At 59.7% G+C, this 12,171-nt stretch carries 12 protein-coding genes and 1 tRNA gene; 12 read left to right on the forward strand and 1 reads right to left on the reverse strand.

Annotated elements, in window-relative coordinates:
* Positions 1 to 44 precede the first annotated feature (44 nt).
* The 5 genes from proB to EKN07_RS01240 all read left to right on the forward strand — a co-directional run bounded on the left by proB (position 45) and on the right by EKN07_RS01240 (position 4,636).
* The gene (proB, locus tag EKN07_RS01220) at positions 45 to 1,157 is read left to right on the forward strand and encodes a glutamate 5-kinase (protein WP_346426234.1); all 1,113 of its coding nucleotides are present in this window, start codon (positions 45 to 47) and stop codon (positions 1,155 to 1,157) included.
* Between the two features lie 396 nt (positions 1,158 to 1,553).
* Positions 1,554 to 2,492, forward strand: a complete 939-nt coding sequence (locus EKN07_RS01225; RefSeq protein WP_108715455.1) for a hypothetical protein — start codon at positions 1,554 to 1,556, stop codon at positions 2,490 to 2,492.
* 218 nt (positions 2,493 to 2,710) lie between these two features.
* Positions 2,711 to 3,001 carry a hypothetical protein gene (locus tag EKN07_RS01230; protein WP_108715456.1) on the forward strand — a complete coding sequence of 97 codons (291 nt, stop codon included), beginning with the start codon at positions 2,711 to 2,713 and terminating at the stop codon, positions 2,999 to 3,001.
* Positions 3,002 to 3,100: 99 nt separating this feature from the next.
* Positions 3,101 to 4,084, forward strand: a complete 984-nt coding sequence (locus EKN07_RS01235) for a hypothetical protein (protein ID WP_206435642.1) — start codon at positions 3,101 to 3,103, stop codon at positions 4,082 to 4,084.
* Between the two features lie 186 nt (positions 4,085 to 4,270).
* Positions 4,271 to 4,636, forward strand: coding sequence for a hypothetical protein (locus tag EKN07_RS01240; protein ID WP_125482443.1), 366 nt, complete (start codon positions 4,271 to 4,273; stop codon positions 4,634 to 4,636).
* Between the two features lie 338 nt (positions 4,637 to 4,974).
* Here EKN07_RS01240 and trxA read toward each other — a convergent pair whose 3' ends face one another.
* On the reverse strand, positions 4,975 to 5,355 hold the full coding sequence (trxA, locus tag EKN07_RS01245; RefSeq protein ID WP_126145460.1) for a thioredoxin: 381 nt from the start codon (positions 5,353 to 5,355) through the stop codon (positions 4,975 to 4,977).
* 209 nt (positions 5,356 to 5,564) lie between these two features.
* Between trxA and EKN07_RS01250 the strand changes: the two genes are divergently transcribed.
* The 7 genes from EKN07_RS01250 (at position 5,565) to EKN07_RS01280 (ending at position 12,140) form a co-directional block, all read left to right on the forward strand.
* The gene (locus EKN07_RS01250) at positions 5,565 to 6,845 is read left to right on the forward strand and encodes a glutamate-5-semialdehyde dehydrogenase (protein WP_108715460.1); all 1,281 of its coding nucleotides are present in this window, start codon (positions 5,565 to 5,567) and stop codon (positions 6,843 to 6,845) included.
* A gap of 154 nt (positions 6,846 to 6,999) precedes the next feature.
* Positions 7,000 to 7,623 carry a nicotinate-nucleotide adenylyltransferase gene (gene nadD / locus EKN07_RS01255; RefSeq protein ID WP_240611467.1) on the forward strand — a complete coding sequence of 208 codons (624 nt, stop codon included), beginning with the start codon at positions 7,000 to 7,002 and terminating at the stop codon, positions 7,621 to 7,623.
* On the forward strand, positions 7,620 to 8,858 hold the full coding sequence (locus EKN07_RS01260; RefSeq protein WP_108715461.1) for a hypothetical protein: 1,239 nt from the start codon (positions 7,620 to 7,622) through the stop codon (positions 8,856 to 8,858). Before nadD ends, EKN07_RS01260 begins: the two co-directional genes overlap by 4 nt.
* Positions 8,859 to 8,866: 8 nt before the next feature.
* Complete coding sequence (gene rsfS, locus EKN07_RS01265) at positions 8,867 to 9,286, forward strand: ribosome silencing factor (RefSeq protein WP_108715462.1); 420 nt, start codon at positions 8,867 to 8,869, stop codon at positions 9,284 to 9,286.
* A complete protein-coding gene (locus EKN07_RS01270; protein WP_108715463.1) occupies positions 9,283 to 9,927 on the forward strand; it encodes a histidine phosphatase family protein in 645 nt (214 codons plus the stop codon). Before rsfS ends, EKN07_RS01270 begins: the two co-directional genes overlap by 4 nt.
* A 230-nt stretch (positions 9,928 to 10,157) precedes the next feature.
* Positions 10,158 to 10,230 (forward strand) — tRNA-Ala (locus EKN07_RS01275).
* A gap of 785 nt (positions 10,231 to 11,015) precedes the next feature.
* Positions 11,016 to 12,140 carry an ATP-dependent 6-phosphofructokinase gene (locus EKN07_RS01280; RefSeq protein WP_108716660.1) on the forward strand — a complete coding sequence of 375 codons (1,125 nt, stop codon included), beginning with the start codon at positions 11,016 to 11,018 and terminating at the stop codon, positions 12,138 to 12,140.
* Positions 12,141 to 12,171 lie beyond the last annotated feature (31 nt).

A 12,171-nucleotide genomic window follows, 5' to 3' on the forward strand; every position in this document is an offset into this window, starting at 1 on the left:
GCGCGGCATCGGTCCTGCGGCAAAAAAGTGGCACGATAGAGGGCGTGAAGTCGCCGCTTGTCAATCGTGCCATGTTGGGCCAGGTGCCGCGAATTGTGGTAAAAATCGGGTCATCGTCACTGACGATGCCTGACGGCACCTTGAACAACGTCGCATTGGTCCGCCTATCGGAAACACTGTCCGAGGCGCACGGGCGCGGACAACAGGTTGTTCTCATCTCATCCGGGGCGACATCGTTAGGCATTGGACCACTGGGGCTGTCCGGACGTCCGAGGGATATCAGTACCCACCAAGCGGCGGCAATGGTGGGGCAGTCCAGGCTAATGGCACGCTACGCGGCAGAGTTCGCCAAGGCCGACATCACCGTTGGACAAGTGCTCCTGACCGCCACCGATGTTGTGAATCGACGACACTACGCGAATGTACAAAACGCGCTGTCGTCGTTGCTGGCCTTGGGTGTCATCCCCATCGTGAATGAGAACGATGCCGTTGTCACCGATGAGTTGCGATTCGGTGACAATGATCGCCTCGCTGCACTGGTATCACACCTGGTAGCGGCGGACGCATTGATTTTCTTGACCGACGTCGACGGCCTGTACACCGCGCCGCCGCGGGTTAAGGGCGCCCAACGCATCAGCGAGGTGACCTCGACAGACATGTTGGATCAGCTGGAGATCACCGGGCGTGGCTCCGATATCGGCACCGGAGGCATGCGGACCAAGGTGGATGCAGCGGGGCTGGCTTGTTCCGGGGGAGTGCCGGTGCTGCTGACCAGTGCGGAGAATCTGGCGGCGGCGCTTGCGGGAGAAGAGGTCGGCACCTGGTTCCCGATCAGGGGGAAGCGGTCGTCGGCGCGGCGGCTGTGGCTGGAACATGCGGCGCTGGTGCGTGGCCAGATTATTGTCGATGCTGGTGCAGCTACGGCGCTGCGGAAAGGTGGAGCCTCGCTGCTACCTGTTGGCGTGACTGCGGTGGCTGGAAAGTTCGCGCCCGGTGACCTGGTGGAGATCGTGGAGCTCGGCGGGCAACCAGTGGCGCGTGGCTTGAGTGGGTTCGCGTCCGAGGAGCTCATGCGCCTGGCTGGCGATAAGACGGAGGCACGGGGCATGCGCCCCGCTGTTCACGTCAACGATCTCGTGCGCATCAAACGGAAGTGACAGAGCATACAATCCCCTCGCTGCCTTGGAAAATAGGCACTCCACAATCGTGAGAACGTCCACTTCGCGGGCATTCGTCTTGCCATGCGGACGCCAATGCGTTTAGTCTAGACGCGTGCCCGGGATTCGGGCATGCCCCGTCACGAGCGGGCCAAAACTCAGCACTATGTGCCGAAGGGACGAAAAGCCATGACAACAACGCGAAATACAGCCACAAAGACCGTAGCTCTATGTTCGTTCATGCGCTTCAACCGTGCCTTCTATAAGCATTGTCGAATGTGTCGGTGAACCCGACGCCGGCATACAGCCACTTTCCTCCTAGCGCTACGAGCGCCACACGTTTTGTTTTTCGAGCCGGAGATCCGGTTTTACGTCGTGAATGGATGAACAACGACAATGACTATCCAGTTAACAACCATTGAGAGTACAAGCAGCAAGACCAGTGCCCAGCAGCGAGCCGAAGAGCGTGTCACTGACGCCGTCATCGGCATTGATCTCACTTTGTTAGGGGCGCCGTCGGGGGAGTCACTGAGCGCCTGGGGTGCAGACCTACCAGTGGAGCACATTAATTTTCCGCGTCTCGCCTCCTGCGCGAGCGCATCCAGTTCGGGCGGCATCGATATTGTGACCCTCTCGCGGTCCTTCCGGACCCGGTCCGATGGTCGGGGCGGTCGTATGGACGGTGTCCGTACCGCAGCTCGCCTGGTTGAGCACGGCGTCGGGCCAATCGGAGTAGAAGTTCCAGCGGACCCGACGGTAATTGAAAAAGCACTTGGCGAGTTGGCCGCTGTTAGTCAGGACGCGAGCACGCTGGAGATCAGCGTGGATGGCACCACGGATTTGGCGGCTTTGGCCGCTCCATTGGAGCGTGCCCGTACTGCAGGATTGCGTATTATGATCCGAGTCGCGGTGCGGGATCTCACCGAGCTCGATCTAGCGGAACTGGTCGAGTATGCCGATTCGATACGTCTGCTGACCAACGATCCGCACGAGTCACGTGAGGCGCGCTTCGCCTTGCGTTCGGCGGCGTACGCTCAGGGGCGATCACTTCCCGTCTTCGTGGAGATCGGCATCATCATTTCTGGCAATATCTCCGCCGCAAACGAGCGAGCGCTGTTGGTGGAGGCGATCGAGGGCAGCCCGGTCTTTGCCGGGAAGGCGCATGTTGTGGGGACGGTGTACGACGTGGCGGACGCGGCAGAGTCATGGATCGGACTTGGCGCGGCTGACGGAATCATCTTCCTGCCGGCATCGGTGCCTACCGACCTCGCCTCGGTTATTCGTGGTGTGCTGCCGTTGCTCCGCGCCCGTGGCGGTGAAGCCGACATACAGTGAACCGCAGGGGCTAGGCAGGGATTCCTCGGATCGCGGTGCCAGCGGGAGTCGTGACATTTGTGCCCGGCCGGACCATCGTCTGATTCGAGCGATATCCCTGCGGGGGCTCCTGAGCTGCCATTGACAACAAGGTTCTTCTGTCCTGGGTTGGGATCGGGCCCGTTCTTACGGTAGAGTGAACAACGGTAGCTAACTCACCGAAGAAGGGAGTCCTCATCGTGGCAGATTACAATGATCTCCCCGAACTCATCGGCAAACTGAAACTTGCGGCGATTGACGCGTATATGGTCCACCGTGGCTTCATTATCTCGGGAGACGGAGCGCATTATGCGCGGGTAGGAACGCCGATACCCGGCGTCGTGTCCGTTCCCGAAACGGTGACTGTTACTTGTCCGAATGAAGCAGGCCAGGGTGGAGGTGTCACAACACAAACCTCGTCGTCAAGATCCAGTCTCTCGTACGTTGATGATTTCGCGGAGATTCGGGCGCGTATCGACGACGCGCTATAAGGCTGGACGGATCTGCCAGATCCCGATGATATTAAGGCGGCACAACTCAAGGCAGAGGGGGTGTGCGGTGCTCTACCGGGCGGAACTGGTAGTAACAGCATGGGGCGAAGTCCCATTGACGGATGGCTCACTGGCATGGCGGAAAACCTTGATGCGATGTCGGGCCATGTGGTCGAGGATTTCAAGACCAAGTTTTTGACGCAACTCGGAGTGGCCATGATGGGGCAACACGACATAGCAGTTGTATGGGCGGCGACGCTTGCGGCTGAGAAAGGTGCCTTCGAGGCGGCGCGGGCTTCCGTGGTTGACGCAATTCAGCAGGCTACGGCAGCATGCGACAAGGCGGCAATTCAAAGCTATGGCGACATCAAGATGGCATTGCGAGTTGCGGACTGGGCGTTGAAGGCGGTTTCCTCCTTCACTTCGGCAGGAGCTACTGCGATTCTGGCGTTAACCGGCCTGGGACTCGAAGTCGTTAAGACATTCGCGGAGGAAATTGAAGAGCTGGACGAAGAGGTGTATGTGTATGAGGAAGCAATGGTGGCGTTCGAGAAGGCCTTGGCACAGGTCAATGCGGAACTGATAGAAGTTGAAGAACAGGTACGGGCGAATCTGCTCTACAATCTCGAGGCGATACGTTCACGAAAAGGTGCCTTTGATCTGACGATCAAGCGTACCGAGAATAACGGCAGCCAGGATCTTCAGGTCGAGCGCGGGCTAGTCAATGAGATCACCAACTCTTATATGCCGATGATCGCCGATGAACTCAAGGGGATTGCCTATCGAATTCCCGGCGTCTCCATGAAAATGGCGGTGCTGCGGGACGGGCATATTGGTATTGGCGAGCAAGGACCGAGTGGACCATTTGGTGAAATGAGAATCCTGTTGGAAGAGTTAGTGCGTGACCTCTCCTGGGAGGTGGAAAAAGGTGCGGAAGACCTGAGGTTGGCTGCGCAAGCAATAGTGGACCGGGATTCTGAAGCGCAGAGGCGATGGGATGAACTGGACAGCTTCCTAGATGGTGGAAGCGGCATTGATCCCTGGAATGACGAGCACGAGCGCGATACGCGAGAGAGGCCTTGAGAAATGCAGATGCGAACATTCCGCGCACTTATTCGTTGGTCTCTGGTCGCGATCACTGTCGCATTGTCCTCGTGGTTGTTTTGGTCCAGGCCATCCGTCGAAGTGTGGAACATCTTCCCAGGAACGGTCGCGTGTGATTCGCTTTCGATTGAACTTCACAGTGGCTACGGCGGTACGGGAGAAATCATGTGGACTGATACGTTGGAACGTTCCAGATCCCGTGTCGATTCTGATCGGGCTGATGACATGGAGCAATCGCTGCGTGTCGCTTGCACTGCAGCCCGGCAGGGCCGGACAACGCTCATCCTCTCCAGCTTGATCGTGACCGGTTTCGTCTTCGTCGTGTTGCGGTCTCCTTTCCGGGGTGAGGATCATCCTGCACGGCGGGGGAGCGTTGGCAACTACTTCTTCCCGGACTCAACGCTACGCCACGCGAAGCCGGAGGATGACGGCAAGCCGGGGGAAACCGAGAAGCCGGAGGGCAGTGCGAAGCAGTGTGACGCGAAGATGAGCCAAAGCGACGACCCGCCCAGTGATCCCCCGGTCGGCTGATGCGTTACACGATATGAAGATGCCGGAACGAGTGCACCCGCAATGAAGCGTCTTCTGGCGCAATCGTGCACTGCGTAACAGCACCTCACCATTTGACGCTCAGAAAGTGCGAAGAGACAAAAGGGTAGGGCCTCCGCGCATCGTCATAATGATGTGCGGAGGCCCTTTCGGTACTTCGACGCCGACCGTATGTGTCAAGGCGCCGTGCGACGGGGGTCTTCAGGCGCGGCCTTCGCGGCATGGAGAACCGCACTTTGCCGAGCCTCGTCGCACGCGCTTCACGCTCTGGCGCAGCTGCCGCGCACTCACCGGCAGGTGCCTGCGACGTCGCCTCGCTCTCAGGCTTCGGCAGACCCGCTAGCAGCCTCCATCTCCGCCACCTTCGCGCGCACTGCATCCATATCCAGTGCCTCGACCTGCTCAATCAGATTCTCAAGCTGCGCTGAGGGTAGCGCACCCGCCTGTTCAAATACGCGAATTCCGTCACGGAACACCATGAGCGTGGGGATGGCGCTAATGCCGAATGTGGCGGTGAGCTCCTGCTGGTCCTCGGTATCAACTTTTCCGAAGGTTAGATCTGTGTGCTGCTCCGAGGACTTCTCGTAGATCGGGCCGAATTGGCGGCATGGCCTGCACCAGGAGGCCCAGAAATCGAGGAGGACTGTTCCTTCCTTTACAGTGTCGGCGAAGTTCTCTTTGGTGATCGTAACGGTTGCCATAGCTACCTTTCGTCGTGGACCGTCTGGTCTGGTCAAGGTTCCAATTGACTGGTTCCAGTTACGCTAACGAGTGCACTGCTGGGAGTATTCCACCTGCTCGTTTACTCGTAGCGAAACCATGGCATGTACGTGTGGTGGGAGTCGGCAGAGCAGCGGCGGGACAGTGTCGAATATAGGCGGCGACGGTCAAAAACCCGTAGGCTAGAACCGTGATAGGCAATGATTCAGCGGCTGTTCAAGGAGTCGAGGCAATCGCCCGGCGTGCTCGCACTGCGTCGCAGACGTTACGTGGGACGACGTCGACTGACAAAAGTGCGATCCTGCGGGCCATCGCGGCATCGCTGGAAGCTAATGTGAGCGCGATTATCGCGGCAAACGAGCGGGATATGGCACAGGGTCGTGAGGCTGGGCTTTCAGATGCACTTCTCGACCGGCTTTTACTCAGCGAAGACCGAATCAACGCGATAGCCGATGCCGCGCGGCATGTGGCCACCTTGCCGGATCCCATCGGCGAGGTCGTACGTGGAACTACCTTGCCCAACGGGCTGCGAATTCGGCAGGTGCGAGTGCCCATGGGTGTTATCGGCATGATTTATGAGGCACGCCCGAATGTAACCGTTGATGCTGCCGCACTCGCACTTAAGGCCGGTTCGGCGGTGATCTTGCGCGGCGGTCATGCGGCCGCGCAGACGAACGAGGTCCTGGTTGATCTCATGAGGAACGCGGTGGCGGATGCGGGGTTGGATGCGGATTCGGTGCAAACCATCGATCAGTTCGGTCGGGAAGGCTCCGTTGCGCTCATGCGTGCGCGAGGCTTGGTGGACCTAGTGATTCCGCGTGGAGGCAGCGGGCTGATTCAAACAGTTGTGCGTGAGTCGCTGGTTCCGGTCATTGAGACCGGTGTGGGCAACTGCCACGTGTATGTCGACCGCGCAGCGGCATTGGACAAGGCTCTCGCCATCACCATTAACGCCAAGACCCATCGGCCTGGCGTCTGCAACGCGGCCGAGTCCCTTCTTGTGCATCGAGACGTGGCCGCAGAGTTCCTTCCGCAGGCACTGCGCGAACTCGCCGCGCGCGACGTGGTACTGCATGGCTGCGAAGCGACGGTACGGCTGGCACCGGACGACGTCGTCGTTAATCCGGCGATGGAGGAAGACTGGGCCACCGAATACCTCGGTCTTGAGATGGCAGTGCGAGTAGTCGAGACGGAAGAAGAAGCCGTAGATCATATTCGCAGGTACTCGACGGGGCACACCGAAGCCATCATTTCTCAAGACGTAGAGGCGATCCGGTACTTCACTGATGCTATCGACGGCGCCGCAATCATGATCAATGCCTCGACGCGGTTCACCGACGGGGGTGAACTTGGCCTCGGAGCGGAGATCGGCATTTCAACGCAGAAGCTTCACGCGCGCGGGCCGATGGGACTCAGCGAACTGACGACCACCACGTGGATTGTGGAGGGCGATGGACATGTCCGGAGCTGAGTCGGCGGGGGATACTCGTCAGTCGACGTGCGGAAGTGAACCGCGCCACACGGCAGACTCGAGCGATCTCAGCCAGCCGACCCCGCGTGCCGCCGTCGCCGAAAATGTACGGGTTCCCGTCAAACCTCATTCCGGTCGGACGCGTATTGGCATCATGGGCGGAACCTTTGATCCAATTCATCATGGGCACCTTGTGGCGGCCTCCGAGGTGCAGCACACTTTCGGTCTTGATGAGGTGGTGTTCGTACCTACCGGCAGGCAACCCTTTAAACGCGATCAAAAGGTGACCCTGCCCGAGCATCGCTACCTCATGACCGTTATCGCCACCGCCTCCAACTCGCGTTTCTCCGTCTCGCGCGTGGATATTGAGCGCGAAGGCACAACCTACACCATCGACACGCTGCGTGATTTGCGACGGGTCTACCCCGATGCAGAGTTCTACTTCATTACCGGCGCGGATGTGCTCCCTGACATTCTGCGGTGGAAAGATTCCGATGAGCTGTGGGGCATGGCTCATTTCATTGGTGTGACACGACCAGGTCATCGGCTCGCCACCACCGGATTGCCACCGGAGGGTATTACCCTTTTAGAAGTACCCGCGATGGCGATTTCGTCTACGGATTGTCGGAAGCGGGTCGCCGCCGGTGCACCAATCTGGTATCTGGTGCCCGACGGCGTCGTACAGTACATTGCGAAATACCGCTTGTATCGGGGCGACATGCCGATATCTCAAGAGGTATCCAACGGCGCGAGTCGCGTCGGGAAGGAGCAAGGATGAGCGAGGGGACATCCGAAACGCCGCGCCTATCCCGGCGGGAGATGCGCGAGCGCGGTCTACTGAAGCCGGTCTCCGAGGGAATCGCGTCTGCCGAGCGGTTGTCGCGCACCCAGGAACTTAAATTGCGTCGTCCTTCTCGTAAGGAGATGAGAGAGAGGGAAGCCGCCCAGCGGCAGCAGGCGGAGGCGGTAGAGGCTTCCACCGCTGATGACGTCGCGACATCTCCGGCGCGGGCCGATGAGAAGACTGAGAGTGTTACATCTACCGCGCCGGTCAGTCAGGATGAATCCGCGTGGCGTCCACGGCCACTTCCGACCCAAGCTACCGAGCCAAGTAGGTCAGGTGGAGACCCCTTTGCCGCTGCCGACCGGAAGTCGCCAGGCCAGAAGACATCAGAGCAAATTGAAGAGGTAGCGGCTCACGACCCCGTGCAACCCGCCGAGGAAACTGGCCGTCGCAGTGTCTTTGATCGTTTCAGCTCCGACGAAGGCGCATCATTCGATTCATTGCCCGCAGTCGAGGAGAAGATTGCGGATACGGGGGAGATGAGCCAACCGGCAGTGTCTCCCTTTGCGCCTCCGGGGCGCTGGGCTGCCGCAGCCGCTATTAGTACGGCCCCATCGGCAGACGAGGCGCCGCTGCCCGAGGACGATGACTGGGACGACGAGGACCCGCGTAGCCTGCAGGAGCGCCTCTTGGAGCGCGTGCAGCAGGAGGGGCGCACGGCAGGTGACATTCACGCTGCCGAGGCCGCGACGGATGGCCGAGAAAGCGACGCGGCCTCGGGTCGGGATCGCGCCAGTGACCACGCCAAAGGCGACGATACCGATCTCGACGTACCGGCCACAGGGTCATCTTCGGGGCCACACACCGGTGAGACGGCAGGCGCGAGTGGCGTGCCGCAGGCTCCAGCGGCGGTTCTGGAGCAGGCCAAGCTGGCCTACAATCCGCCCGGTGCATCAAGTGCATCGGACGCGAAATCTTATGGTGCGCCGTCGTCGTACAGGTATGTAGGTGAAGACAGCGACTTCGATGATGAGGATGAAAGGCCGCGCGGTTGGCTGATCGTTGCGATTTTCATCCTCGGCGGGTTAGTTGTTGGCCTCCTGCTGGGGTGGCTGTATCACTATCTGAGAGGAGCGGGAGATTCGCTGATTATCAACGATGCCGTGACCTACGCCGGGGCGGTCTTTCGCGCACCGGCTTCCCTGGTATCGGCCTTCTGCGGACTGTAGGAGAGTATGTGACAGTTTCACCCCAGATAGAGGAATATGTTTGCCTGGCGGTTCGTGCCGCCGATGAGCTGAAGGCGACGAGCATTCTTGCCCTCGATGTGTCGCAAAGGCTGGTCCTCTCAGAAGTGTTCCTTGTACTGTCTGGTTCGAGTGACCGGCAAGTGCGGGCAATCGTCGACGCCGTCGAGGAACGGTTGCACACTGCTGGGCTGAAGCGGACCCGGCGGGAGGGATACGACGAGGCGCATTGGGTGCTGATTGACTACGGCGATCTGGTTGTGCACGTGCTGCAGGACGAAGACCGCGAATACTATGCGCTGGACAGGCTGTGGGCGGACTGCCCGGTTCTTGATTTAGAGGTTTCCGCAGATGATGCGTCAGTGCAGGTCGGCTCGGATTCTCATGCTGTGGTGGACGTGGCGGAATGACAGCGGAACGTATTGTGGTTTGGCGGCATGGGCAGACTGCTCTTAACGCCAGCGGGCACATTCAAGGAGCGCAGGATCACCCGCTCAACGACACGGGACGGACACAAGCACGTGAGATCGCCCCGCAGATTGCGGCTTTGAATCCTACGCGAATCGTCAGTTCACCACTTTCGCGTGCTTTTGATACCGCCCAAGAGGCGGCCGCGTTGGTGAAACTGCCCATCGAGACAGACCCGCGCTTGCGTGAGCGCTCGTTTGGTGTATGGGAAGGTTTGAATCGGGCGCAGATCCGGGAACGCTATCCCGAGCAGTTTGCGGTGTGGAATGCCGGCGGCCAACCGGAGGGCGTCGGCGTGGAGACGAAGAACGCGACCGGTATCCGCTTCGCCGCAGCAGCTGAGGAGCACGCCGCAGCGATGGAGAGGGGAACGCTGCTTATCGTTGCTCACGGCGCTGCGATTGCCTATGGAACTTGCCAGCTGTTGGGGCTGAATGCCGATGAGTGGATGGGCCTACGCGGCCTCGACAACTGCCATTGGGGCATGCTCATTGCGCAGGGGGAACGCATTCCGCGCTGGCGGCTTGTGGCATATAACCGCCTTGTGAACGACGAAGCCGTCCCCAACTTAGAAACGCAGTGACAGGCTGTGCGGAGCCGGTTGCGCGGCCGCGAGACGCGGCTAGTGGCTGGTAGTGGCGGGCGCCCGGGCAACGATCAGCGCGGACTGGAGTGGCTGCGAAATCGGCAAGGCGGCCCCACCGAACCGCTGTTGGTGGAGGTGCGGGGAAGCGTGACCTGTTTCTCAGCATGTGTTAGCCCTGTTGATTTGTGAGTGCCGCGGCAACTGAGTACTATAGTCAGAGTCCACTTGGGGCTATGGCGCAGTTGGTAGCGCGCTTCCATGGCATGGAAGAGGTCAGGGGTTCGAATCCCCTTAGCTCCACAAGGTTTGTGGCGCCGAACTCGTGGAGTTCGGCTTTTCTGCTATGTTGGCAAGGCCTTGATCCGAAGCGGGCTGAGAAGCCGGATTGTGTGGCTGGGGTGGGCGTGTTGGGTTAATGGACAGAATGTGGGTCTATTGTCGGCGTGTTGGGGTTATTTTTGGTGGTGTCCGGCCCAGCCTTTGTGTATTGAGATGCCATCTTCCCAGGGTGCTTATGCGGGGCATCGACTTAACAGCCGGATCTGTCTTGGGGTGGCTAGTGACGCAGCAAACTCAAACGATGTCTGTGGCCGGAAGAGCGATGGTTGTCAAAATCCCGTCCAAAGGCGAATCGCCCGCTTTGGTTGCACCGTGGAATCCGCGGTATTCCGCCACTTCTTATATGGAGCCAATCAACTTTTCCGTTGTTTGGACGGGATTCTGACAATCCAAGGTGAGCGCGAGCAGCTGCAGGCGCGACTGCGAACCTAATGACGGGAATGATCCCGTTGGCGCGTGGTCGGTGCCCTTCAAGTGGCGCCAACGAACACGTTCAATCTGACAACTAGATTGATCGTTGTGAAGACGCGGCGTGAGAACGTTGTACGTACCAGTAGGAGTCGTCTACGGCAATTTCGGCCTGAAATTCATTTGAAGGGGTTCCGCATGTCACTCGCCGGGGAACGTTCGGGTCATCAATTCCAGCCTGAGATTCGTGCCGTTTATGAGTCCTCCACAGTGAAAATTGGTGTAGGAAATCGGCGGTTTCCTGCGCCTGGCCCTGCGCTGTGCGGCATACTTGGGTTATGGCGACCAAACGTATAGGAATCCTCACGGCGGGCGGCGATGCCCCTGGACTCAACGCAGCAATTCGTGGCTTCGGCAAGGCAGCAATCGGTGAACACGGCTGGAAGCTGTTCGGTTTTCGCGATGGAATGCGCGGACTGGCGGAGAATCGTTTCACTGAACTCGATGCGTCGGCGCTTTCCGGCATCCTTACCACCGGCGGTACATTGCTCGGCACGAGCCGCGATAAGGTCCACCGCATGGTTGTGGATGGCGAAGTTCGCGATATGATCCCGACAATCGTCGAGAACGTTGAGAAGGACAAGCTCGACGCGCTCGTCTGTCTGGGCGGGGGAGGGACTGCGAAGAACGCGCGCCGTCTCATGGACGCGGGGATCAACGTCATCCACCTTCCGAAGACCATCGATAACGATATCGTTCACACAGATTCATCCTTCGGTTTCTCCACTGCGCTGGAGATCGCGACGGAGGCCGTGGACCGTCTGCATTCGACGGCGCATTCCCATCATCGCATCATCCTCACCGAGATCATGGGGCATCGCGCCGGGTGGCTGGCGCTTGGCGCCGGAGTTGCCGGCGGGGCCGATGTAATTCTTCTGCCCGAGGTTCCCTACTCGGTGGACTCTATTGCCGAGCGCATTGAACGGCGGCGGAAGCAGGGATCGACTTTCTCCGTCGTTGCGGTGGCGGAAGGCGCGCTGAGCATTGCCGATGCGGAAGAACTTGCCCATGCCCAAGCCCTGGTCAAGGACGCCTCAAGCCCTGAGCTCAAAGCGATGGCAAAGAAGGGAGTCAAAGCGCTCGAGGCATCGCATCGCGCCAACACCTTCACACTTGCCGAGCAATTGGAAGAAGCGACCGGTCTGGAGGCCCGCGTCACCATCTTGGGATACGTCCAGCGCGGCGGCACGCCCAATGCCGCGGACCGCCTGCTGGGTACAAGGCTCGGCGTAGCCGGGGCAAACGCCATCGCGGCCGGAAAGTTTGGCGTCATGGTGGCGGACCGCGGGCATGACACGGCTCTTGTGCCGCTTAAGGATGTGGCCGGCAAGGTGAAGTACGTGCCGCGTGACCATGAGTGGATCAAGGCGGCCCGGGCAGTCGGTACGGCGCTGGGCGACTAAGACCTGCGGCTAAGAGATCATCGGGATGCCA

The organism is Actinobaculum sp. 352, from assembly GCF_003957265.1.
GTDB lineage: Bacteria > Actinomycetota > Actinomycetes > Actinomycetales > Actinomycetaceae > Asp313.

Bases quoted from the DNA above. Each gene is read 5' to 3' on its own strand.
- EKN07_RS01260 (WP_108715461.1), top strand. From the start codon at position 7,620: ATGAGCGAGGGGACATCCGAAACGCCGCGCCTATCCCGGCGGGAGATG.
- EKN07_RS01235 (WP_206435642.1), top strand. From the start codon at position 3,101: ATGGGGCGAAGTCCCATTGACGGATGGCTCACTGGCATGGCGGAAAAC.
- trxA (WP_126145460.1), bottom strand. From the start codon at position 5,355: ATGGCAACCGTTACGATCACCAAAGAGAACTTCGCCGACACTGTAAAG.
- EKN07_RS01225 (WP_108715455.1), top strand. From the start codon at position 1,554: ATGACTATCCAGTTAACAACCATTGAGAGTACAAGCAGCAAGACCAGT.
- EKN07_RS01280 (WP_108716660.1), top strand. From the start codon at position 11,016: ATGGCGACCAAACGTATAGGAATCCTCACGGCGGGCGGCGATGCCCCT.
- EKN07_RS01240 (WP_125482443.1), top strand. From the start codon at position 4,271: ATGTGGACTGATACGTTGGAACGTTCCAGATCCCGTGTCGATTCTGAT.
- EKN07_RS01270 (WP_108715463.1), top strand. From the start codon at position 9,283: ATGACAGCGGAACGTATTGTGGTTTGGCGGCATGGGCAGACTGCTCTT.
- nadD (WP_240611467.1), top strand. From the start codon at position 7,000: ATGGGCGGAACCTTTGATCCAATTCATCATGGGCACCTTGTGGCGGCC.